21 protein-coding genes and 1 pseudogene are annotated in these 20,391 nt (G+C 58.9%); 13 read left to right on the top strand and 9 right to left on the bottom strand.

Going from position 1 to position 20,391, the window contains the following annotated elements; all coding sequences use genetic code 11:
• Nucleotides 1–23: 23 nt before the first annotated feature.
• Nucleotides 24–728, top strand: coding sequence for a LolA family protein (locus HDF10_RS09740; RefSeq protein WP_183812872.1), 705 nt, complete (start codon nt 24–26; stop codon nt 726–728).
• A gap of 47 nt (nt 729–775) precedes the next feature.
• Here HDF10_RS09740 and HDF10_RS09745 read toward each other — a convergent pair whose 3' ends face one another.
• Nucleotides 776–1,834 carry an aminopeptidase gene (locus HDF10_RS09745; protein ID WP_183812873.1) on the bottom strand — a complete coding sequence of 353 codons (1,059 nt, stop codon included), beginning with the start codon at nt 1,832–1,834 and terminating at the stop codon, nt 776–778.
• Between the two features lie 503 nt (nt 1,835–2,337).
• Here HDF10_RS09745 and HDF10_RS09750 point away from each other — a divergent pair.
• Nucleotides 2,338–2,694: an STAS domain-containing protein gene (locus HDF10_RS09750; protein WP_183812874.1), complete on the top strand. Its 357-nt coding sequence runs from the start codon at nt 2,338–2,340 to the stop codon at nt 2,692–2,694.
• A 47-nt stretch (nt 2,695–2,741) separates the two neighbouring features.
• Here HDF10_RS09750 and HDF10_RS09755 read toward each other — a convergent pair whose 3' ends face one another.
• From HDF10_RS09755 to HDF10_RS09765, 3 genes are all read right to left on the bottom strand, one after another.
• Nucleotides 2,742–3,845 carry a carboxylate-amine ligase gene (locus tag HDF10_RS09755; protein ID WP_183812875.1) on the bottom strand — a complete coding sequence of 368 codons (1,104 nt, stop codon included), beginning with the start codon at nt 3,843–3,845 and terminating at the stop codon, nt 2,742–2,744.
• A 222-nt stretch (nt 3,846–4,067) separates the two neighbouring features.
• Nucleotides 4,068–5,066, bottom strand: coding sequence for an ATP-grasp domain-containing protein (locus tag HDF10_RS09760; RefSeq protein ID WP_183812877.1), 999 nt, complete (start codon nt 5,064–5,066; stop codon nt 4,068–4,070).
• 153 nt (nt 5,067–5,219) lie between these two features.
• Nucleotides 5,220–5,930: an esterase family protein gene (locus HDF10_RS09765; protein ID WP_183812878.1), complete on the bottom strand. Its 711-nt coding sequence runs from the start codon at nt 5,928–5,930 to the stop codon at nt 5,220–5,222.
• A gap of 58 nt (nt 5,931–5,988) precedes the next feature.
• Here HDF10_RS09765 and HDF10_RS09770 point away from each other — a divergent pair, with 58 nt between their 5' ends.
• The 4 genes from HDF10_RS09770 (at nt 5,989) to rimM (ending at nt 8,544) form a co-directional block, all read left to right on the top strand.
• Entirely contained in the window at nt 5,989–6,891 is a 903-nt protein-coding gene (locus tag HDF10_RS09770; RefSeq protein ID WP_260177791.1) for an alpha/beta hydrolase, read from the top strand.
• A 154-nt stretch (nt 6,892–7,045) separates the two neighbouring features.
• On the top strand, nt 7,046–7,294 hold the full coding sequence (gene rpsP, locus HDF10_RS09775) for a 30S ribosomal protein S16 (RefSeq protein ID WP_179582336.1): 249 nt from the start codon (nt 7,046–7,048) through the stop codon (nt 7,292–7,294).
• Nucleotides 7,295–7,584: 290 nt separating this feature from the next.
• Entirely contained in the window at nt 7,585–7,884 is a 300-nt protein-coding gene (locus tag HDF10_RS09780; protein WP_179582334.1) for a KH domain-containing protein, read from the top strand.
• Between the two features lie 54 nt (nt 7,885–7,938).
• Entirely contained in the window at nt 7,939–8,544 is a 606-nt protein-coding gene (gene rimM, locus HDF10_RS09785; protein WP_183812879.1) for a ribosome maturation factor RimM, read from the top strand.
• On the opposite strand, the gene HDF10_RS09790 is transcribed toward rimM, so the two are convergent.
• Nucleotides 8,541–9,428 carry a hypothetical protein gene (locus HDF10_RS09790; RefSeq protein WP_183812880.1) on the bottom strand — a complete coding sequence of 296 codons (888 nt, stop codon included), beginning with the start codon at nt 9,426–9,428 and terminating at the stop codon, nt 8,541–8,543. The genes rimM and HDF10_RS09790 overlap by 4 nt on opposite strands.
• 166 nt (nt 9,429–9,594) lie before the next feature.
• Between HDF10_RS09790 and trmD the strand changes: the two genes are divergently transcribed.
• The 5 genes from trmD (at nt 9,595) to pdxH (ending at nt 13,217) form a co-directional block, all read left to right on the top strand.
• Nucleotides 9,595–10,407 carry a tRNA (guanosine(37)-N1)-methyltransferase TrmD gene (gene trmD, locus HDF10_RS09795; protein ID WP_183812881.1) on the top strand — a complete coding sequence of 271 codons (813 nt, stop codon included), beginning with the start codon at nt 9,595–9,597 and terminating at the stop codon, nt 10,405–10,407.
• A gap of 165 nt (nt 10,408–10,572) precedes the next feature.
• On the top strand, nt 10,573–10,932 hold the full coding sequence (gene rplS, locus HDF10_RS09800; protein ID WP_218884516.1) for a 50S ribosomal protein L19: 360 nt from the start codon (nt 10,573–10,575) through the stop codon (nt 10,930–10,932).
• 98 nt (nt 10,933–11,030) lie between these two features.
• Nucleotides 11,031–11,804: a ribonuclease HII gene (rnhB, locus tag HDF10_RS09805; protein ID WP_183812882.1), complete on the top strand. Its 774-nt coding sequence runs from the start codon at nt 11,031–11,033 to the stop codon at nt 11,802–11,804.
• Nucleotides 11,795–12,523 carry a PIG-L deacetylase family protein gene (locus tag HDF10_RS09810; RefSeq protein ID WP_183812884.1) on the top strand — a complete coding sequence of 243 codons (729 nt, stop codon included), beginning with the start codon at nt 11,795–11,797 and terminating at the stop codon, nt 12,521–12,523. The genes rnhB and HDF10_RS09810 overlap by 10 nt, the downstream gene beginning before the upstream one ends.
• Before the next feature lie 97 nt (nt 12,524–12,620).
• Entirely contained in the window at nt 12,621–13,217 is a 597-nt protein-coding gene (gene pdxH, locus HDF10_RS09815) for a pyridoxamine 5'-phosphate oxidase (RefSeq protein ID WP_183812886.1), read from the top strand.
• 162 nt (nt 13,218–13,379) lie between these two features.
• Here the strand turns inward: pdxH and HDF10_RS09820 are convergent, their stop codons facing one another.
• Nucleotides 13,380–15,482, bottom strand: a complete 2,103-nt coding sequence (locus HDF10_RS09820; RefSeq protein ID WP_183812887.1) for a DUF1800 domain-containing protein — start codon at nt 15,480–15,482, stop codon at nt 13,380–13,382.
• A 495-nt stretch (nt 15,483–15,977) separates the two neighbouring features.
• Here HDF10_RS09820 and HDF10_RS09825 point away from each other — a divergent pair, with 495 nt between their 5' ends.
• Nucleotides 15,978–16,520: a GNAT family N-acetyltransferase gene (locus tag HDF10_RS09825; RefSeq protein ID WP_183812889.1), complete on the top strand. Its 543-nt coding sequence runs from the start codon at nt 15,978–15,980 to the stop codon at nt 16,518–16,520.
• A 108-nt stretch (nt 16,521–16,628) separates the two neighbouring features.
• Here HDF10_RS09825 and HDF10_RS09830 read toward each other — a convergent pair whose 3' ends face one another.
• Both HDF10_RS09830 and HDF10_RS09835 read right to left on the bottom strand, forming a co-directional pair.
• Complete coding sequence (locus HDF10_RS09830) at nt 16,629–17,030, bottom strand: hypothetical protein (RefSeq protein WP_183812891.1); 402 nt, start codon at nt 17,028–17,030, stop codon at nt 16,629–16,631.
• 481 nt (nt 17,031–17,511) lie between these two features.
• Entirely contained in the window at nt 17,512–18,222 is a 711-nt protein-coding gene (locus HDF10_RS09835; RefSeq protein ID WP_183812893.1) for a protein-methionine-sulfoxide reductase heme-binding subunit MsrQ, read from the bottom strand.
• A gap of 130 nt (nt 18,223–18,352) precedes the next feature.
• Between HDF10_RS09835 and HDF10_RS09840 the strand changes: the two are divergent.
• Nucleotides 18,353–19,102 (top strand): annotated as a pseudogene (locus HDF10_RS09840) (YoaK family protein); the annotation flags it as partial.
• Nucleotides 19,103–19,269: 167 nt separating this feature from the next.
• Here HDF10_RS09840 and msrP read toward each other — a convergent pair.
• Nucleotides 19,270–20,259, bottom strand: a complete 990-nt coding sequence (gene msrP, locus HDF10_RS09845; RefSeq protein WP_183812897.1) for a protein-methionine-sulfoxide reductase catalytic subunit MsrP — start codon at nt 20,257–20,259, stop codon at nt 19,270–19,272.
• Nucleotides 20,260–20,391: the final 132 nt, after the last annotated feature.

The following is a 20,391-nucleotide window of genomic DNA, read 5'->3' on the forward strand; positions in this document are numbered from 1 at the left end:
CCAACTCTCGGGGTACCTGACTTATGACCACATTTCGTCGTATCGTTGCATCACTTTTCCTGTCATCCGTTGTTTCCGTCATCGCACCAGCCTTTGCGGTTGCGCAGCCGAAGCCTGGGCACCTGGATGAAGTTCTTCGGCAGATGGATGCGGCGAGCTTGAAGTTCCAGTCGGCCGAAGCCACTTTTCAGTGGGACCTTTACGAGAAGGTTGTGCAGCAGACGACGACGCAGAAGGGCACCATCTACTTCAAAAAAGAGGGGACCAAGACCGTGATGGGGGCAAAGGTCACGTCCCCCTCCATCAAGATTCTGGAGTATCGGAACGGGATTTTGACTCTGTTTGACCCTGGCACGGATCATGAGACGATCATCACTCCTAAGGGCAACCAGGCTCAGATGGAGAGTTTTCTGACGCTTGGGTTTGGCGGCAGCGGCAGGGAGATGGCCAAGGCGTGGACGATTTCAGATTTGGGTGATGAGGTGGTGAACGGGGTGCAAACGGCAAAGCTGGATCTGGTGCCAAAGGACCCTGCTGTCCGCAACAATTGCACGCATATGACGATCTGGGTAGACCCTACGCGCGGCATTACTCTGAAACAGAGCTTCTACATGCCGTCCGATGATTATCGAACGGCTGTTTACTCCAACATCAAGTACAACCAGGGCGTCGATACCAAGCCTTATCAGATCAAGACAGACAGCAAGACGACGACTGATTCACACTGAGCTGTCACTCAAGCATTCATCTGTCTGGCTATCGGTCCCTGCGTGGCTTAAGCGTCGAGTAGAAACTGGCCGTCGCGCATGATCTGCTCTTCTCCCTGGGCGTCGCCTAGCCAGATGCTGAACTCGAGGCCGACAACGTCTATGTGGGTGGAGGACTTCCAGGGGGCTCCGGTGTGGGCGCCGTAGGGGTCTCCGAAGGCGATGTGGATGCCCGGGAACTTCTCGTCCTGGAGAATGTTGCCGATGACGCGGTCGACGCCAATGTTGGTGCCGATGGCGAACTCGCCTACTCGGTCGGAGTTTTCGTCGGTGTGGGTGTAGGCCCAAAAATCGCGCTCGAGGGCCTTGTTTTCGCTGGAGGCGCGGGTGATGCGGTTGCCTTCGATGTTGATGGTGAGAGGGTGGGCGCGGAGGATGCCGTAGCGGGCGCAGAGGAAGTCGCCAACGACGCCGTCGACGACGAAGACGCCGTTGACCTCGCCTGGGGCGGTGAAGCACTCGCCGCCAGGGAGGTTGCCCCACTTCTCGGTGCTGATGATGCCGGAGGTTTTGAACCAGCGATAGTCGGGGTTGAGCTGTGCGTGGATGTCGGTGCCGGCGGGGGTGGTGGCGCGGACGTAGGTGGCGGCGCGGACTTTGTCGAGGACAGCCTGCGAGAGGCGGTCGATGGCGAGGAAGTCAGCGCGCATGCCCTGGGTCATGATCTCGGGGGTGATGTTGACCATGTGGGCGTGGCGCATGCGGCGGCGATTGACGACGTCGGTCATCTGCATGCGGCTGTGAAGCTCGTTGGGCTGGACTTCGACGGCGAAGATGCTGACCTGCGAGGACTCCATGTCTTCGAGGATGGCGGCGGGCAGATCGATGAGCGGACGGGGCGCGAGGGCTTCGAGGACGAAGGCGTTCCAGGTGCAGCCGATCTGGTCCAGCTCCGCGACAAGGGAGGCGGCGATGGTGAGGCAGCGCTCGTCGGTGATGAGGGTGACCTTCTCGTTTGGCTGGATACGCAGGCAGGTCGTGACGGCGTTGCGAGCACCTGGGGTGAACTCAGGGGGGAAGGCGGTGGTGCGGAGGTCTGGTGCTGCCTGCGTTGCTTGATCAACCATGGGTGCGGCCTTCCGGATAAAACTTCTTTCTAAGATAGCTTGTTACTGATGAGTTACAGGAGAAAAAGGAGTTTGAGAGGGTATCTACGGCTCCCCCTCCCCGGCACTTTTGCGCTAAAGTCTTCCATCTTTGAGGCTTAGGTTTGGACTTTCCTTTTTGGCTTAGATTGACTTAGAGGCAAAGTCTTGAAAAGACAGATGCTTCTTCCGATCACTGCCTGTAAAGTCCTTATTCCAATGGCCTGTGAAAACGAAAACCCCGACACGAGGTCGGGGCACTCTTTGGTCCTGCTTTAATTATATCCGGTTTGTTGGGGTATTGTGCCACGCGAATATCCTTGTCTGGGGTGGGGATTTGCGATTTTGGGGCTTGACAGGTTTTTGACTAGGTGCAGGAGAGATAGGGAAAGATGTCTACCATTGATATCTGCAATGCCTCTGACCGCGTGCGATAATCGCTGGGTTCCGACACGGTTCTATGTCCCCCACCCGGAGATTGTCCGATGCCTGAGACCGCTGCGACGTCGCCCACTCTTACAACTGAGATTAAGTATTACCGAAATGACGTAGTGCTGGTGCTCTGTCACGGCAGATTAGTCGCCGGCTCCGAAGGCGTTCTTTACACTACCGTTCATCAATTCATCCCAGCAAAAAAGAGAATTATCTTGGATCTGGCCGATCTTCAGCACACAGACAGCATGGGTCTAGGAACGCTTGCACGCCTCTATGTATCTGCGCAGTCGGCGGGTTGCAGTTTAGAGCTCATGCATCTGAGCAAGCAGATTCGTCACCTTCTAGGGCTGACAAATCTCTTCGACGTTTTTACGGTCATTGCAGAAAGTGGAATCAAGTTTCTCTGATGCCGTGCCGCAGCAGATTCCTCCGGGAACGCCAACAAGAACGGCAACTATAGGCCGGCGCGGGTTTCGGCGGCCATGTAGTCGACTACGGACTTCAGGCTGCCGGTTTCACGGAAGGCTTTTAGCTGGCGGTCGGCTCCGGAGCCTTCGCGGAGCATGGTGTGGATGTAGTTGATCTCGGTGCGGCTGCCTAGCTCGTCGAGGACGTCGTCGACGAAGGCGAGGTACTCGATGATGAGGTCGCGGACGGGGACCTCGGCTTGTTTGCCGAAGTCGATCATCTTGCCGTCGAGGCCGTAGCGGACGGCGCGGAATTTGTTCTCCATGAGAAGGGCGCGGGAGTACTGACGGTAGTCGATGTTCTTCGAGTGGAGGTGCCAGAGCTTGCAGGCTGTGGCCTGGATGAGTGCAGCGATGGCGATGGACTCGTGCGCGCGGAGGGGGATGTCGCAGATGCGGACCTCGACGGTGTCGAAGAAGGGATGAGGGCGGACGTCCCACCAGATTTTTTTTGCGTTGTCGATGGAGTTGGTCTTGATGAGGAGGTTGACGTAGCTCTCGAACTCGGAGTAGCTGGCGAAGCTGTCGGGGAGGTTGGTGCGGGGGAAGTTTTCGAAGACCTTGGCGCGGTAGCTCTTGTAACCGGTCTCCATTCCGAGCCAGAAGGGAGAGTTTGTGGAGAGTGCGAGGATGTGGGGGAGGAAGTAGCGGAGGGAGTTCATGATGCGGATGGCGGCTTCGCGGTCTTCGATGCCGACGTGGACGTGGAGGCCGAAGATGAGGTTGGCGCGGGCTACGAGCTGGAGGTCTTCGACGACCTGGGCGTAGCGGGGGTCCGGGTAGATCTCCTGAACGCGCCAGTCGGCGAAGGGGTGGGTGGCTCCGGCGATGAGGAGGAGGTTGTGCTCTTCGGCGAGGGCGATCATGTTGCGGCGGAGGTCGAAGAGGTCTTCCTGCGCGACCTGGATGTTGCTGCAGATGCGGGTGCCGACTTCGATGACGGATTGATGCATCTCGGCCTTGACGCGCTCTTCGAGACGGAGCTTGCCTTTGGCGAGCATCTCGGTCGCGATGTGGGAGCGCAGGTCACGGGTTTCGGGGTCGACTGTCTGGTACTCCTCTTCGATGCCTAGCGTGAAGGATGGCCGCATACACTCTCCGTGAAACAGAAGCGTATCACCATCCTGTCCTGCCGGACGGGCCTCCTGCGCGGAGGGCGGGCGTTCACACGCCTTTTTAGAGCTTCGCGTGGTCCTCCCGATGGTCGGAATGATGGTGATTCGCGACCATCGGGAGCGCCATGCAAAGTGGTATACCCGTCACGAAGTGACCGCCCTCCGCGCAGGAGGCCCGTCTGGGCAGGACTCCGTTCTTCACTTTTCTTTCTTTGCTTCTTTCTTTGCAGCGGGTTTTTTAGCAGCCGTTTTTTTCCCCCCGGATTTCTCCCCCGGATTCAGCATTGCTGTCCAGCGGAGTTCGGGCTTGACCGGCTTCTGGGCCTTCTTTACGGCGAGCTTTGATACCTTGTCGACGATCCAGTCGAAGCTCTCCTTGCCGACGGCGTGCAGGTCGGCGTCAGGTGCGGGGTTCATGAAGTCGATGGCGTAGGGGATGCCGTCTTCAACAGCGAACTCGACTGTGTTGAGGTCGTAGCCGAGAGCTTTGCAGAGGGTGATGGCGTCTTTTTCTACGCGCTTGAGGAGCTTCGGGTCGTACTCCGGAGGATCGAGGACGTAGCGGTGCTCGTGCGGACGGCGCGGGTCGTAGGGCATGATGCGGACATCGGTTTGACCGACGACGTAGCAGCGGAAGTACTCCTTGAAGTTGACGGCTGCCTGGAGGGTCATACAGAGGTCGCGGGTCTGGTCGTAGGCGTGGAAGAACTCGTCGCGGTTGTGGACGTGGAAGACATCGCGCCAGCCTCCGCCGTCGTGGGGTTTGAGGAAGGCCGGGAAGCCTACGTAGTCGAAGACACCGTCCCAGTCGAGGGGAAATTGGAGGTTACGGAGGGAACGCTCGGTGATCTGCGGCGGGAATTTTTTGTGGGGGAGGAGGACGGTCTTGGGAACGGCTACGCCTAGTTTTGCGGCGAGAGCGTAGTTGAAGAACTTGTCGTCGGCGGACCACCAGAAGGGATTGTTGATGATCTGCGTGCCGGTGAGTGCCGCGTTTTTGAGGAAGGAGCGGTAGAAGGGCATGTCGTGCGAGATGCGGTCGACGATGACGGCGTAGCCTGAGGGCGCGGCCATTTGCACGCCGCCTACGCAGACGAACTCAGCCTGAATGCCTTCAATCTCCATCGCGTTGATGCGATCGACCAAGGCTCCGGGAAAGGTATTTTCCATTCCGAATAGAACACCGATCTTCTTCACTGAAATCCTCCATGCGGGTTGTGGTTGGGTTTCTCCTGCAGTGTCCTGCCGGACGGGCCGCCTGCGCGGCGCGCGGTCACTTCGTGACTTGTATACCGGTCTTGGTTCGATGAGGTGTTTAGATCCTCCCGTTGGTCGGGTCAAGGCCTAGCTTTAGAGATAAGTTTGCAGCATTCTCTGCCACCAGGGCCAGTCGTGGCCTGTGTTGTCGCCCCAGACGTCGAGGCGGCAGGGGATGTTTTTATTGCGGAAGATCTGCGCCATTCGTTCGTTGTCGTTCCAGCACTGATCGTGAACGCCGGTGGCGAGGACGTAGGTGTTACGGCGGTAACGGTCGAGATACCACGAGTCGCTGATGTTGGGGAGGTAGTGCATGGGGATGTTGAAGTAACAGTCGTCGTCGTAGTAGCCGCGGAGGAAGTGGGACGGGTCGTAGGCGCCGCTCATGGAGAGCATGCCGGTGAAGACGTCGGGGTGGCGGAGGGCGATGTTCATGGCGTGGTAGCCGCCGAAGCTGGTGCCGATGGTGCCAATGCCGGAGTACTGGTTGAGCTGGCGGATGAGGGGGACGACCTCGTTGATGATGTAGTTGCCGTACTGCACCTGGCGGGCGATGCGCCAGCGAGGAGGGACGTCGCGGTTGTACCAGCTTTCGCCATCGACCGAGTCGACACAGTAGAGCTGGAGGTGGCCGTGCTCGAGCTTGTCGTGCACGGTGCTGACCATCTGGCGATCTTCGAACTCGTAGAAGCGGCCTTGGGAGGTGGGGAAGACGACGGCGGGATAACCTGCGTGTCCGAAGACGAGCAGCTCCATATCGCGCCCGAGGGAGGGTGAGAACCATTTGTGGTATTCGCGTTTCATCGGGCTCCCTCTGCTAGTCTGATGCAATCGTAGTTTATTTGGAGCAGCTTCTTTCGCATTGAAACAATCATCGCCATCTCATTCCATTCCTGCGCTTCAGCCTCTCGAGAGCGAGACCACGCTCGTCCATCTGCCCGAAGCCGTCCATTTGCCCGAAGAGGCGATTAGAGAGCATACCCCAAACGACCTGGATTCTAATCCGAGATACAGCGTCAGCGAGTTTCACTCGGAGATTCTGCCGGATGACCGGGTTGTTTCGGTCTATCTGCCGCCGCAGTATCTGCAGGAGGAGGAGCGGCGCTTCCCTGTCTTCTATTTGCACGATGGGCAGAACCTGTTCGATGGGCGAACGTCGTATCTTGCAGGGCGAACGTGGAAGGCGCATACGACGGCTGACGAGTTGACTCTGAACGGTGAGATTGAGCCGGTGATCCTGGTCGGGGTGGCGAATACGGGGCTTCGGCGGATGGCAGAGTACACGCCGACGCGGGACTTCAAGCTGGGCGGGGGGGAGGGGCGGAGTTACGGGCAGTTGCTGGTTGAAGAGTTGAAGCCGCTGATTGACGGCTCGTATCGCACTTTGACCGATGCAAAGAATACCGGGCTGGGCGGGTCGTCGCTGGGCGGATTGATCTCTCTGTATCTGGGGTTTTCGTGTCCGGAGGTGTTCGGCAAGCTGGCGGTGATGTCGCCTTCGCTTTGGTGGGATCAGCGCAGCATCCTGCGGGTGGTCGAACGGACGGAGCCGAGGCCTGAACTGCGAATCTGGCTGGATATCGGGACGGCAGAGGGAGTTCGTCATGTTCGCGACACGGAGATGCTGGAGCGGGTGCTGCTGAAGCGGGGCTGGCAGACGGGCGAAGACCTTATTTATGAGAAGGTTGATGGGGCGGTTCATGATGAAAACGCGTGGTCGGCGCGCTTTGGGGATGTGTTGCGGTTTCTTTTTCCGCCGGAGTGAGGGAGTTTGCGCTTGTTTGCGCTTCTTCGTTGCGAAAAGGCGCATTTTCGGCCATACTTAGATGTTGGGTAATGTATCTCAAGTCCCTGTCCGATTCGACAGCGCGGCTATGTCACCCAAACCAATAATGTTCTGAAAGGCATTGCCCGTGTTGATGATTCGTTTGGCGCGCGTTGGAGCGCGTAAGCAGCCACATTACCGCATCGTTGTTATTGAGAAGGACCGCGCCCGCAACGGCCGTTCGGTCGAAGTAGTGGGAACGTACAATCCGCGCACCAACCCTGCAACGGTTGATCTGAAGCGCGACCGCATCGACTACTGGACTGGGAATGGCGCACAGTTGTCGGAGCGTGTGGGGAAGCTGATGGCGCAGAAGCCGGCAGAGGCAGTCGCGGTCGCCTAGGAGTTACTGGTCAATGCTATCTTTGGGCATGAGGTAATGGTTCCCAAAGATAGCTGACACAATAGGTTCTCTGAAGCACGTCCTGGCATCGTTTCACGTAGACTCCTTGGTATTGCACAGTCGAAATGCAGTGGCCTTGCAAAGCAGAGGGCCCGGGGTTTATAACCCTGGACTTCCTGCGACCGGTGTATCGCTCGTTAGCAGCACTTCCTGGAAGATCTCGCAGTAGACGAGACAAAGGGAAAGGGCTTGAGCGTTATGCCGAGACTCCCAGACCCAGAAGGTGTGTGATGACCCAGGCAACCCAGTTTCCTGCAGGGGACAACCCTGTAAAGAACATGACAGACCTTGTAGCAGAGATAGCGCGTGCCTTGGTAGACGACCAGGACAGTGTCTCGGTCGAGGCCATAGAAGATGGCGAATGTACCGCGATTCGCTTGCGGGTCGCTGCCAGCGATGTTGGTAAAGTGATCGGGAAGCAAGGCCGGACAGCGCGTTCCATGCGTACGATTCTCAGCGCGGCCAGCATGAAGCTGAAGCACCGCTTTTCGCTCGACATCGTGGAAGAGGACCACCCCCCTGCACCATAACCTTCCGAGTAACTCGCAGGATCCGGGCTTTCGTATCTGTCCGGATTTTGTTCTATGACGCAAACCACACCAGCCTGGATTGTGTTGGCACATCTGCTTCGGCCGCAAGGTCGCAAGGGTGAGGTGCTGGCAGAGTTGTTGACGGATTTCCCTGAGCGGTTCGAGGAGCAGAGGAGAGTCTTTCTTGCTGCCTCGGGCTTCGCAGGGGAGGAGTCGGGGGCACGTGCCATGGAGGTGGTTGCGTTCTGGCTGCCTGTCGGTAAAAACGAGGGACGCATCGTGCTGCAGTTTGCGGGCATCGACACAATTTCGGATGCTGAGACGGTCGCAGGATTGGATGTGATCGTCCCGCGAGAAGAACGGCGTCCGCTGGATGACGATTCGGTTTACATCAGCGAGTTGATCGGCTGCACGGTGTACGACGGAGCGACGGCGGTGGGTGTAGTCGAAGATGTTCAGTTTGCTACGACCGCGGATGGGGCGCGCAGGCTTACCGACGCAGCGCCGCTGCTGGAGATCACTTCGCTTGCCGGGGATGAGATTCTCATTCCTTTCGTGAAGGCTTTTCTGGTGGCGGTGGATACAGCGGCGAAACGCATCGAGATGAAGCTGCCTGAAGGTTTGATTGAGGTCAATCGAAGCTCGGGCGACAAGAGCTAGAAGTGGTAAGCCACTCCTAACGAGAGGATTGGATAGACGGGGACCCTCTTCAGGTCTTCGTTTATTTTTTTAATCTCCTGCGTGAGACTGGCCTGGGCCTCGGAGTTACTGGCGAAGCTGGTGCACCCCTGGTTGGTACAGGCGGTACCGGTGAGGTTGACGTTGATGGTGGGCGCGCCCGTGTAGGCAACCCCTAACTCAACAGGGATAGAGAGCCGCCGACTGGTGCGCGGGAGAATATTGCCGAAGCCGAGCAGCAACATGGGGGAAAAATTGCGGGGATACGCGAGCGACATGTTGCCGTGGACTGGATCGACAACGCTGTTGACGAAGTCCTGATCGCCAAGGGAGAAGTTCTGCCCCGCTGGCACTGTCGCGGTGGATGAGACGGTGTTTTTGGAGTAGAGAATGCCGGGGCTAATGTGGAAGCTGTGCCCCAAGGGGAACCAGTCAAGGGTGCTCTGCGAGGATCGGAAGTGAAGATTTGCGTCGTAGTTGACGCCGTCGATGCCGAAGGGATAGGCAAAGGCAAGGAAGTTGACGCCGGAACGGAGATTGAAGCGGCGAAAGAGCGGTGTCGCCAGTTCTGCGCCGGCTCCTAGCGTATTGGCCTTGATGCCAAAGGCTGCCGTACGGAAAGGTCTCTGAGACGGCAGTTTTTTTGCTTTCGGGGGTGCAGGGGCGACGCGGATGACTCCTTCGGCGCTGGAGGATTCGGCGGTTGGCCTATGCAATTCTTCGGTCGATAGGCTCGCTGTTGCCGGCAGGGCCAGCGCGAGTTGCGAGGGTGCAACAGGATTCGAGGGCGTCTGCTGCTGTGCTGTCGTGACGCTGAGAGATGCCGACAGGAGCACTAGAAGAACAGCGAGTTTTGGACGAAGCATCGGGACGCTCTTTCGGCTCGCCACAGTGATCTGAAGGACCGAAGTCGAGGCGCAGGTCATCATAGCGAGATCCTGGAATGAGATCAGTCGCGGGTTTCACAACTTCCAAGTGATATGGTGCAATCTGGGAGTCAAAAAACGAGCGGCTGTAACGCACTCATCGACCATGCGCTTTGACATCATTACGATCTTTCCCGATTTCTTTGCTGGGCCCTTCGACTACGGGATTCTGAAGCGTGCTCGCACGACTGGCCTGGTGGAGATTGCGACGCATGATCTGCGCAGCTTCACGCATGATCGCCATCGAACGGTGGACGACCGGCCGTTTGGCGGGGGCGAAGGGATGGTGTTGAAGGCGCAGCCGATCTACGACGCTATGCAGTCACTGAATATTTCTCCGAAGGGGGAACGCGACAAGAGCAGAGAGACTGTGATTCTGCTGTCGGCCCAGGGGCAGCCGTTTACTCAGTCACTGGCGCAAGAGCTTTCGACGACGGAGCGGGTGTTGATTCTGTGCGGGAGATATGAGGGCGTGGACGAGCGGGTCAACGAACTGCTCTGCGACCGGGAGATTTCAATCGGCGACTATGTTTTGTCGGGCGGAGAGTTGGCGGCAGCGGTGATCGTCGATGCGGTGGTTCGGCTGCTGCCGGGGGCTCTGGGGAATCCTGACTCGTCGCGATTTGAGAGCTTCGGCGCTGATGAGGTTGCGGATCTGCCTGATTCGGCGGATGGACCTCCGCGGTCGACTTATGGGTCGGGTGGGCTGCTGGACTATCCACACTACACTCGGCCTGCGGATTTTATGGGCATGATGATCCCGGAGGCGCTGTCGGGAGGCAATCATGAGGTGATCCGGCGATGGCGGAGGAGGATGGCGTTGAAGAAGACTTTGGAGAACCGCCCGGATTTGTTGGAGAGAATTGAGATTACGGATGAAGACCGCGAGATTCTGGCAGAGCTTCGGGGATTTCACTAGGGATTGGCCTGCCGGCCGGGCCCACTGCGCGTGGGGCGGTCACTTCGTGACTTATATACTGCTTCGCGTAGCGCTCCCGTTGGTCGCGAGGAAGATGATTCCAGAGGCATTTTGCGCTGATTTCGTGTACACTAAAGGTCGAGTCCAACATAGGAAAGTTGTGTCATGTCCATTCATCCGATTATGCAGAAACTGGCCGCGAAGTTCGAGCGGACCGATTTACCCGCGTTCGCCCCTGGCGACACAGTTCGAGTTCAAGTAAAGATTCGTGAAGGCGAGAAAGAGCGTCTGCAGGCGTTTGAGGGCATGGTGATTGCCTGCCGTAAGGGCGCGCAGGGATCCTTTACCGTTCGCAAGATGAGCTTCGGCCAGGGCGTCGAGCGCATCTTCCCGTACAACTCCAAGGTCGTCGATAAGGTGGAGAAGGTTCGCTCCTACGAAGTTCGCCGCTCGAAGCTGTTTTACCTGCGCGGTCTGCGCGGCAAGGCTGCTCGTCTGCGCGAGGTTGAGCGCGCCGCCAAGTAACGATTCCGTTCCCTGTTTTCCACTGAGCTTTCCACTGAGCCACGACTTCGGTCGTGGCTTCGTTTTGTGCGGTGGTTATACACTCGAACGTGAAGAGCATGGCCTCGATTCCCTCCACACGCACTCTCCGAAAGGTGACGGCAGCCACTGCCAAGCAGCGCATGCTGAAGCAGCTGGTGTGCAGCGATGCACCGGAGCAGGCTCTGCGGTACTACGGCTTTCAGCGAATCGCCGGTGTCGATGAGGTGGGGCGTGGGGCTCTGTTTGGCCCGGTGGTGGCCGCGGCGGTGATTCTGCCGGAGGGCCTCGACGAGTTGGCGAATGCGGGGCTGAAGGACTCCAAGCAGATGACGCGGGAGGAGCGCGAATCGCTGAATCTGCAGATACGTGGGATGGCGCTTGCGGTTTGTGTGGCGGAGGTCGATGCGGAGACGATCGACCGAGTGAATATCTACCAGGCTACGCGGCTGGCGATGCTGGCTGCGGTTCAGGGGCTGGCGATGGCTCCGGATCATCTGCTGATCGATGCTATGCGGCTCGATCATCCTTGCCGGCAGACGAAGCTGATCTATGGAGATGCGCTGAGCCTTTCGATTGCCGCGGCTTCGGTGATCGCTAAGGTACATCGCGATGCATTGATGCGTGAACTGGACGCGGTGCATCCGGGATATGGGCTGGCTTCGCACAAGGGATATGGGACACCGGAGCATCGGCGGGCGTTGGCTGAGATTGGGCCTTGCGCCTTACACAGGAGGAGCTTCTCGCCGGTCCGAGGGGTTGATCCTGATGCAGAGCTGGAGGAAGCGATGTCGGCTGAACTTCTCTTTGAGGACGCTGATCTGGATGCGGGCCTGGAGGGCGAGTGGGCTTGAAGTTGATGTGCGTGACGGCGCATCCTGACGATGAGTGCTACGCCTTTGGTGGGGCGCTGGCGTTAGCGGCGGATCGAGGAGTCGAGACGTACGTGGTTTGCCTGACGGATGGACAGGCGGCTACGAACCGAGGCGATGCTGCGGATGGAGAGGCGCTGGGGAGTATGCGGCGGGATGAGTTTCGCGCCTCGTGTGAAGTGCTGGGCGTTACGCACTACGAGCTGATGAACTACCAGGACGCGGAGTTGGAGTTTGTTGATCTCTCGCGCGCCTCCGAAGAGCTGGTGGTGAGGATGCGGAGATTCAAGCCGGATGTTGTGATTACGTTCGGCGGAGACGGCGGACAGAACACTCACGCGGACCATATGATCGCCTCGATGGTGACAACCGCGGCGTTTCACTGGTCGGGACAGCCGAAGCGATATCCGGGGGCGGGCGATCCGCATAAGGCGCAACGGCTTTACTATGTGACGGCGAACTTTGTGATGCGTGACCGACACCCCGCGATGATGATGCCGTGGAGTGTGGCTCTGGATATTCGGTCCGTGCGAGAGCGGAAGAACCAGGCGTTTCGGAGACACGTGTCGCAAGCACCGTTGATGGAGAAGACGAAGGATATCTTCGAGCGATACGGAGCTGAGGAGTTTTATGCACTTGCGGCTACCACTGAGCCTCAGGTCTGCAGGTTGCAAACGGATCTGTTCGAGGGTCTGAGCTAGTTCGATTTCTGCAAATTCGAAGCTTCCATCAGGAGGCTCTTGCAGTTCGATGGACTGTCGGGTTGAGCTTTGTTTTCTGTGTTTCAGGGAGGGTGTGATGCGTGAGATCGATGTGGAACGTGCGGTGGATCCCTTTGCGTTATTCGGCTTGTGGTTGAGTGATGCAGAGGCTGCCGAGTTGAACGATCCGAATGCGGTGGCGCTGGCTACGGCTACACGGGAGGGAGTGCCCAGTGTGCGGATGGTGTTGATGAAACGCGCGGATGAGCGCGGATTCTGTTTCTATACGAATGCGGAGAGTCAGAAGGGTTTGGAGTTGGCAGAGAATCCGCGGGCGGCGATGTGTTTTCACTGGAAGTCGCGGCGGCGACAGGTGCGTGTCTCGGGATCGGTGGCCGAGCTGCCGGGTGAGGATGCGGACGAGTACTTTCATAGCCGGTCGCGGCTGAGTCAGCTTGGTGCGGCGGCCTCCGAACAGAGTCGCGTGCTGGCCTCGCGAGAGGCGCTGGTGGAGCGGGTGAAGGAGTTGGAGCGGGAGTTTCCGGGGGAGATTCCTCGACCAGAATACTGGCGAGGGTATGTGCTACGGCCGGAGCGGATTGAGTTCTGGAAGGACGGAGAGGGACGGCTGCACGACCGGTTTCTATTTACGAGAAGCAGCGGAGTCTGGAATAAGGAGCGATTGTTTCCTTAGAACTGCGCGGCTCGTGAATGATTTCAGAAGACGAAACAACAAAGGCGAGATGCGGAGGTCTCCCCCTACGCCGCGCGCTGAGCTGCACGTCTCCGGTCGAGATGACGCATCTTAGAGCTCAAAGAGACTGAGTTTGTCCGGTTGAATGAGATGGCCTGGAGGTCAGCGGAGTTGGAACTCGGGGCTGCCCATGACGAGGGCGGTTAGCAGGTTGAGGGTGTCGGTGGAGTTGGTGGTGGGAATTTCGGTTATTTGCTTGTGGATGAGTTGATTGGTCTGGGTGGAGACGTCATTGCCGATGAGCGTGTCTTCGAGGACGTGGAGGGCTATGTCCTGGCCGGCTGCATCGGGTGGAGGCTGGTTCGGGGTGCCATTGTGGATCTCGGCGGTGAGGAGGGCTTCGGAGAACTTCGCTCTGTTGGTGGACATCTCCGACGCGGGCGCGCTGGCGGGCTGGGACATGAGGCCGAGTGCGAGGACGTGGGCTGAGTCGAACTTTTGATTTGCGAACTTGTTGCCGGTGAGGGAGTAGGCGAAGTTGAGGCGATCGACGAGAGCGGTGGAGTTCATCCACAGGTCGGCGGTGATGTAGTAGCCGGTCGGGGGGAGCGCGTAGTAGAGGGGCATGCCCATCGTCTTGAGGGTGTTGACCAGGGCGCCGGGGTTGACCGGGTCGGTGGCGGTGGTGCGGAAGGCGGAGGCAACGAACTCCATCGGAGTCTTGACCTTGTTGCGGAAGTACTTCTTCGAGTTGAACTCGGGAGACTGGACCAGGGTGCGGAGGATGGCTTTGATGTCGCCGTCGGTGGCGAGGTAGGTGGCGGCCATGCGGTCGACGAGGGCGGGTGGCGGGTCGTCGGCGAGGAAGCGCTGGGCTAATTTGTAACTGATGAAGTGCGCAGTGTGCGGGTCAGCGGCAAGGATGGTGAGAGCTTCGATTCCCTCTTTCATGCCGGCTTGCGTCGCCGCTTGAGAGGCGTTGGGGAGGATAGGTTCTGAGGAGATGGTGCGCCTGAGCCACTGTTTGGGGCCGGGCTCGTGTTTTTTGTAGTCGTATTGGAAGGGGCCACCCTGGTTGGGGCGATCGACGGTCCAGCCGGTGAGGATGGCGGAGAGTGCGGTGACGTCTGCCTGGGTGTAGCCGCCGTTGACGCCTACGGTGTGGAGCTCCATGACTTCCCTGCCGTAGTTCTCGTTGAGGCCGTGGTTGCCCCTCTTCGACTTGGGGTTGGCAGGGTTGACTCCGTTGGCCAGGGAGTCTGGGCCGATGGATAACCAGTTGTCGAGGTAGATCATCATCGCCGGGGTTTGGGCGGTGGCGAGGAGGAGGTCGCGGAACTTGCCGAGGGCGTGTTTGCGGATGGCGTCGCGCTCGTAGCTGGCGGTGTACCAGTTGTCGGAGTCTTTGCCGATGAAGATGTTGAAGTGGTTGAACCAGAAGTCGGACATGACCTCCTGGAGCTGGCGTTCGCTGAGGATGGCGCGGAGGATCTTGGCCTGGGAGAGCTCGTCGATGAGGTAGTGGGGTGCGCCGATGTTGGCGGCCATGCCGTTGAAGATCTCGCGCTCGCGGGGGGTGAAATCGCTGAGCAGGAGATTTTTTTGGTCGCCGCCGACATAGGTGGTGAAGGCGATGCGGTCGGGGATGGGCAGCTTGATGAGCGCGGCCATTCGCTGATTTTTGGGGAGGGCGAAGAGCTCTCCGGCCACGCGTGCGGCGGTATCCTGGTCGGTTTTCTTCTGGGTGGCTGCTTCGGCGTCGGTGGGTGGGGGCGTGATGAGTTTGCCGTCGGCGTTGGTCTTTTTGCTGGCGATGTCTTTGTTGAGTTTGTAGACCTGGACCTGGTACATGGCGAGGAGGAGGGGTTCGGTGGGGTAGGGGCGTTTGCCTTCGGCGGTGATGGCGATGGTGAAGTGGTCGGGAAAGAGCTGGAGGGCTTGGTCGGGCTGGAGGTTGAGGGTAGTGTAGTCGGCGAGGCGGCGGTCGAGGGCGGCGTCGGGGATGGCGGCGGGGTTGAGTTGCTGCTCGAACCACCTTTCGGGGGTGAGGGCGATTACTTTTTCGAGGTCGCCGGGGCGGGGGCCGAAGGTGAAGCGGCTGAGGATCTGCTGGGCCCGTTCCTGCTGGGTGAGGGGGATGAGTGGGGCGGGTTTGGCTGGCTTGGACTTTGCGGGTTTCGGCGTGGGCTTGGGCGGAGTCTGGGTTTGGGGGTGCGCGGGGGCGGCGACGGCTAGAGCAAGGAGAATCGGTAAGAACCTTCGCATAGACGCCTCTGGCTGGTTAGACCTGACATCGGGTTCGAAGTTGCGTTTTCGCTTTGGTGGGAGGAGACGGTACCCCCTCCCCTACTGGGCGGTATTTTTGGCGTAAAGCCTTTCGATTCTTTACCTTGCGGGTGACCCCTGGCTGCAAGGCATTGCAAATAAATGAGTTGCGTACAAAATACTTGTTATCAGCAGGTTAGCAGGGAGTTCGATGGCGGCGATCCCCTTCTCTCATCCCTGTATCAAGTATAGCTATTGGAGGCTAACTGATACGCCACGCGAATCTGCAGGGCTGGCGCGGGTTTTGGTGAGTTGGGGGCTTGACAGCTTTTGGGGTTTCCCAAAATGGTGAGGGTGTTGACTGTGGTCGCGGTGTGGTGGGCTGTGGAAGCGTCGGCGAGAAGCAGGTTCCTCCACTTCGGTCGGAATGACACGTTAGAGAAGGGCCGGAATGACAACACTGAGGGTGAATTTGAAACATCGTAAGAAACCGGTATGGTGGGCTCACGAGTGTGGTTCGTGCGGCGACGGGGCGGGATGCGGGCGCTATCGCCCATGTGCATGTGGCGAGTTGGAGGACGACGTACGGGGATTGTGCCGGAGCTCTATCTTGCGGGTTTGAAGGAGACTGAGCGCGAGGCTTCGTGGCGGGAGTGGCTGACTCTGGATATCGATGTGTTTGTTGCGGAGTTGGAGGGTGAAGTGGTTGGGTTCGCCAGCGGAGGGGCGATACGGGAGCGTGTGGAGGGGTTCGATGCGGAGTTGTTTGCGATCTACCTGCTGCGGGAGGCGCAGGGGCATGGGATTGGGACGGCTCTTGTGAGGAGGCTTGCTGGGTCGTTGAAGGAGAGAGGGTTCGGGAGCATGGTGGCCTGGGTGCTCGAGGACAATGCGTCGGGACCGTTTTATACGTGGTCTGGAGCGGTGCGAGTTTGTTCCAAGGAGATGGAAGTGGGTGGGGTGATGCTTCCGGTGGTGGCTTATGGGTGGGGTGATCTTGAGGCGATTGCGGCAGGTGTTGGTAGTGGGTCAGTTTGAACTCAGGGCAACCAAAGTTACCTATAACCCCGTTTTTCGTGCACCTACCTCCGCAGTCAGTGCCCATAACCTACAAGGCGTAATGAACTCTGCCGGAGGGAGACCTTGCTACTCAAGCAACGCACGGATCCGCTCAGCCGTTACTGGATCATGGCTTACCGTTCTTGTACAACCGCGTTTATCAACAAGCACGACGAGCAACTCGTGTTTGCCTTCGATCGAACCAAAGCGTTTTGTTACAGCCTCTCGCGTCCGCTGATCCGGCATCTTTATTGATAGGCCTGGTGGCCAACCCATCGTGAGAAAAGTAGTAGTGTCTGGCACAATGACAAGGTGCAGAGCTGTCATGATGTCGGAACGCTTGGAAAGTAGTCCGATTTGTCGACTGAACTTCTCAGACTGCGGACCAGCGGCGACGACATAAAGTACAGGCTGGCTGTTGAAGCCAAGCGAAGTATCTGGGTGTTTGCTCTGAACCTGCGCATGCAGATTTGCCGCCAGAAGAGTCATTCCCAAAAGACTCCGCAGAGATCGCATATTCGGTTAGACACTCGAAGGGCGCACGTTGTTCCTGCAAAGTCGGATTGTCGGAGACTTTGGTCATTTACTCCAAACTGACCCACTACCCGGGTGGTTGATGGTGGTTTTTTCGTGGTGAGTTTGTGGTGGATGATGGTGGCTTTGTGGTACACCCGCACGACAACAACGGCGACCGCAGATTCTATTCCACCTCCTGACCGTGGCCAGCTCGATAGAGACCAAGCTAAAGCCTTGGGGTACCTAGAGGCAACGACAACAGCAGGTTCCTCCCCCGTTCGACTGCTCTCAGGGTGCGGAAGGACGACAAAAAAATAACAACAACAGCAAAGGCAAAATACGGGGGTCTCTCCACTGCGCTGTTCACGGTGAGACTGTGAACAGCTTCGGTCGAGATGACGATTTTGGTGGATGGAAGAGCGGCAACGCTTGGAGTGTTTGGTGGGTGTGTGCCCTAGACGGAGCTGGGGCGGGTGGGGATGGGGGTGGGGGTTTTGAGGCGCTTCATTGCGGTGTAGGCTACGCGGGCGAGGAGGAGGAGGGTTAGGACTGCGGTGACCTTCCAGGGGGCGTTGTTGCCTTTTTTGACTAGCCACCAGAAGTGGACGACTCCGGCGCAGGCTGCGAGGTAGACGAGGCGGTGGAGACGCTGCCAGTTTTTGCCGCCCATGGCTCGCATGATGAAGGCTGGTGAGGTGCAGGCCAGGGCGAGAAGGAGGAGCCAGGCGAAGAGGCCTACCTGGATGAAGCGGCGCTTGAGGACGTCTTCGACCATGCCGGGCCAGATGAGCTTCCACTGGGTGACGAGCGCGCTGGGATGGCCGGCGTGGAGGCCGGTGAGGGCGGTGGCGATGTCGTATCCGGAGAAGAGGAAGATGTAGGTGGCGAGATGGAGGGTTGCGTAGAAGAAGGCGTAGAGGCCGATGAGGCGGCGGAAGCGGATGAGGAAGCCGAGGCTGGTGGCGAGGCGGCGGATGGGTGTGATGGCGAGGGAGGCGAAGAGGGTGTAGAGGGTCCAGTCGCCGGTGTAATGGGTGATGTAGTTGACGGGGTCGGCGTTGAGGGCGAGGGCGCCTGAGGTGTAGAAGTGCAGGAGCCAGGCGAGGGGGGCGAGGCAGAGGAGGTGCACGAGGACTTTGAGGAGGATGATGGCGCGCTTGGACATTGGGCTGGGGTTAGTTTAGCTCGGGTGCTGGGATTGCCGGGCGTGTTGATGCCCCGGGCAGAATGAGTGGGAAGATGCAAGGAACGCTGTAGCGAGTGGGAAGCTGCGATGATGGAAGAAGGCGGTGGCGATGCCAGTTCTTTATCTTCGCAAGTTGACGGGAAGTGAACGCAGCCAGAAGGCCAACCGGCAGCTTGCGCACTTCCTCGCTTTCATCGCGGGAGCGGCAAATGCCGGGGGATATGTGGCGGTGAAGCAGTATACGTCGCACATGTCCGGGATTGTGTCGGCGATGGCGGATGCTACGGCGGCACGGGATGTGAGGTGGCTGGCGGCGGGAGTGAGTGCGTTGCTGGCGTTTCTGGCGGGGGCAGCGTGTACAGCGATCCTGGTGAATTGGGGACGGAGACGCGATCTGCACAGCGAGTATGCGTTGCCGATGATGCTCGAGGCTGGGTTGCTGTTGTGCTTCGGGCTGATGGGCGGCCATCTGGCGCGTAATGGGTGGTTTGTGGTGCCTGCGACGGTGGCGCTGCTCTGTTTCACGATGGGGCTGCAAAATGCGATTATCACGAAGATCTCTCAGGCGGAGATACGAACGACGCATGTGACCGGCATGGTGACAGACATTGGGATTGAATTGGGCAAAGCTTTGTATTGGAACCGGCGGGGCGAGAATGAGGGGCTTACCGCGGTACGGGCAGATCTCGAGAAGCTGTGGCTGCTGGTGTCGCTGGTCGGATTGTTCTTTGTCGGGGGCGTGGTGGGGGCAGTGGGATTCAAGAGGATGGGTTTTGCCGCGACGCTGCCGCTGGCTGTAGTGCTGCTGATGCTCGCGTTTGTTCCGATTATGGACGATGTGCGGGAGCGGAGTGCTCGTGCTTCGTAACACTCTGTCTTCGGGAACAATGACTAAGGATGTGTCCTGCCGGACGGGCCCACTACGCGTGGGGCGGTCACTTCGTGACGTATATACCGCTTCGCGTGGCGCTCCCGTTGGTCGCGAGGCGTACCAGGACCGCCACCCGCGCAGAACGCACTTCCGCATCAATAGAATTTTTTCAGGTCCATGCCGGTGTAGAGGCTGGCTACTTGGTCGCCGTAGCCGTTGAACATCTGCGTGGGGATGTTGCGGGGGAGGAGGCTGGAGTCGAGGCGGCGCTCGTGGGCCTGGGACCAGCGGGCGTTGTCGAAGTTGGGATTGACATTGGAGTAGAAGCCGTACTCGTCGCCGTCGGCCTCGTTCCAGGTGGTCGCAGGCTGCTTGTCGGTGAAGTGGAAGCGGACGATGGCTTTGGCGGATTTGAAGCCGTACTTCCAGGGGACGATGACGCGTACGGGAGCGCCGTTCTGGTTGGGCAGGACCTGGCCGTAGCAGCCGAAGGTGAGCAGGGTGAGGGGGTTCATGGCCTCGTCCATGCGGAGGCCTTCTCGATAGGGCCAATCGTAGCTGGAGGGCTCGTAGGGCATGACTTTGCGGTTGTTGTAGGAGAAGAACTGGATGTACTTCGCGCTGGGGAGGGGCTGGCAGAAGTTGATGAACTCGGAGAGGGAGTAGCCGTCCCATGGGATAATCATGGACCAGGCTTCGACGCAGCGGAAGCGGTAGACGCGGGATTCGAGCGGACGGTATGAGAGGAGGTCGTCGATGTTGATGGTCTGGGGCTTTTTGACCATGCCGGTGATCTGGACGGGCCAGGGGCGGGTTTGGAGGCGGTAGGCTTCGTGGGAGGGGTCGGACTTGTCGGTGCCGTACTCGTAAAAATTATTGTAGGTGGAGGCCTTGGCGAGGGGAGTTTGCGGGTCGTCGAGGGTGTACTTGCTGGAGATGGTTTTGAGTTGCTCGGCGGCTTGCACCGTTGTTGGCGGATTGATGAGGGAGGGGATGGTGCGGGCGGCGAGGGCGGCGGCGCCGAGGGTGGCGGCGGAGGTGAGGAAGCGGCGGCGGGAGTGCTGATGCTCCTCGAAGACGTGCTGCGGGGTGATCTCGGAGGATCGGATGGTGGCTTCGAGGCTGGGCGATTTGCGGAGGAGCATTGGGTTGGTTTCCTCGTTACAGATTACTGCCAGTAGGTAGGACGCGGAATGCGGGTTCGGGTTACAGGCGCTGATGGTAGTACGGCTGGGGTAGGGCGATGGATGGCGGGGATTTCTGGCGTGATTTGGGGT

Origin of the sequence: Tunturiibacter empetritectus (assembly GCF_014201375.1) — a bacterium.
GTDB classification, from domain to species: Bacteria; Acidobacteriota; Terriglobia; order Terriglobales; family Acidobacteriaceae; genus Edaphobacter; species Edaphobacter lichenicola_D.

Excerpts from the sequence above, each read along its gene's own strand:
- HDF10_RS09740 (WP_183812872.1), top strand. The coding sequence starts at position 24 with ATGACCACATTTCGTCGTATCGTTGCATCACTTTTCCTGTCATCCGTT.
- HDF10_RS09745 (WP_183812873.1), bottom strand. The coding sequence starts at position 1,834 with ATGGTTGATCAAGCAACGCAGGCAGCACCAGACCTCCGCACCACCGCC.
- HDF10_RS09750 (WP_183812874.1), top strand. The coding sequence starts at position 2,338 with ATGCCTGAGACCGCTGCGACGTCGCCCACTCTTACAACTGAGATTAAG.
- HDF10_RS09755 (WP_183812875.1), bottom strand. The coding sequence starts at position 3,845 with ATGCGGCCATCCTTCACGCTAGGCATCGAAGAGGAGTACCAGACAGTC.
- HDF10_RS09765 (WP_183812878.1), bottom strand. The coding sequence starts at position 5,930 with ATGAAACGCGAATACCACAAATGGTTCTCACCCTCCCTCGGGCGCGAT.
- rpsP (WP_179582336.1), top strand. The coding sequence starts at position 7,046 with ATGATTCGTTTGGCGCGCGTTGGAGCGCGTAAGCAGCCACATTACCGC.
- HDF10_RS09780 (WP_179582334.1), top strand. The coding sequence starts at position 7,585 with ATGACCCAGGCAACCCAGTTTCCTGCAGGGGACAACCCTGTAAAGAAC.
- rimM (WP_183812879.1), top strand. The coding sequence starts at position 7,939 with ATGACGCAAACCACACCAGCCTGGATTGTGTTGGCACATCTGCTTCGG.
- HDF10_RS09790 (WP_183812880.1), bottom strand. The coding sequence starts at position 9,428 with ATGCTTCGTCCAAAACTCGCTGTTCTTCTAGTGCTCCTGTCGGCATCT.
- trmD (WP_183812881.1), top strand. The coding sequence starts at position 9,595 with ATGCGCTTTGACATCATTACGATCTTTCCCGATTTCTTTGCTGGGCCC.
- rplS (WP_218884516.1), top strand. The coding sequence starts at position 10,573 with ATGTCCATTCATCCGATTATGCAGAAACTGGCCGCGAAGTTCGAGCGG.
- rnhB (WP_183812882.1), top strand. The coding sequence starts at position 11,031 with ATGGCCTCGATTCCCTCCACACGCACTCTCCGAAAGGTGACGGCAGCC.
- pdxH (WP_183812886.1), top strand. The coding sequence starts at position 12,621 with ATGCGTGAGATCGATGTGGAACGTGCGGTGGATCCCTTTGCGTTATTC.
- HDF10_RS09820 (WP_183812887.1), bottom strand. The coding sequence starts at position 15,482 with ATGCGAAGGTTCTTACCGATTCTCCTTGCTCTAGCCGTCGCCGCCCCC.
- HDF10_RS09825 (WP_183812889.1), top strand. The coding sequence starts at position 15,978 with ATGGTGGGCTCACGAGTGTGGTTCGTGCGGCGACGGGGCGGGATGCGG.
- HDF10_RS09830 (WP_183812891.1), bottom strand. The coding sequence starts at position 17,030 with ATGACTCTTCTGGCGGCAAATCTGCATGCGCAGGTTCAGAGCAAACAC.
- HDF10_RS09835 (WP_183812893.1), bottom strand. The coding sequence starts at position 18,222 with ATGTCCAAGCGCGCCATCATCCTCCTCAAAGTCCTCGTGCACCTCCTC.
- msrP (WP_183812897.1), bottom strand. The coding sequence starts at position 20,259 with ATGCTCCTCCGCAAATCGCCCAGCCTCGAAGCCACCATCCGATCCTCC.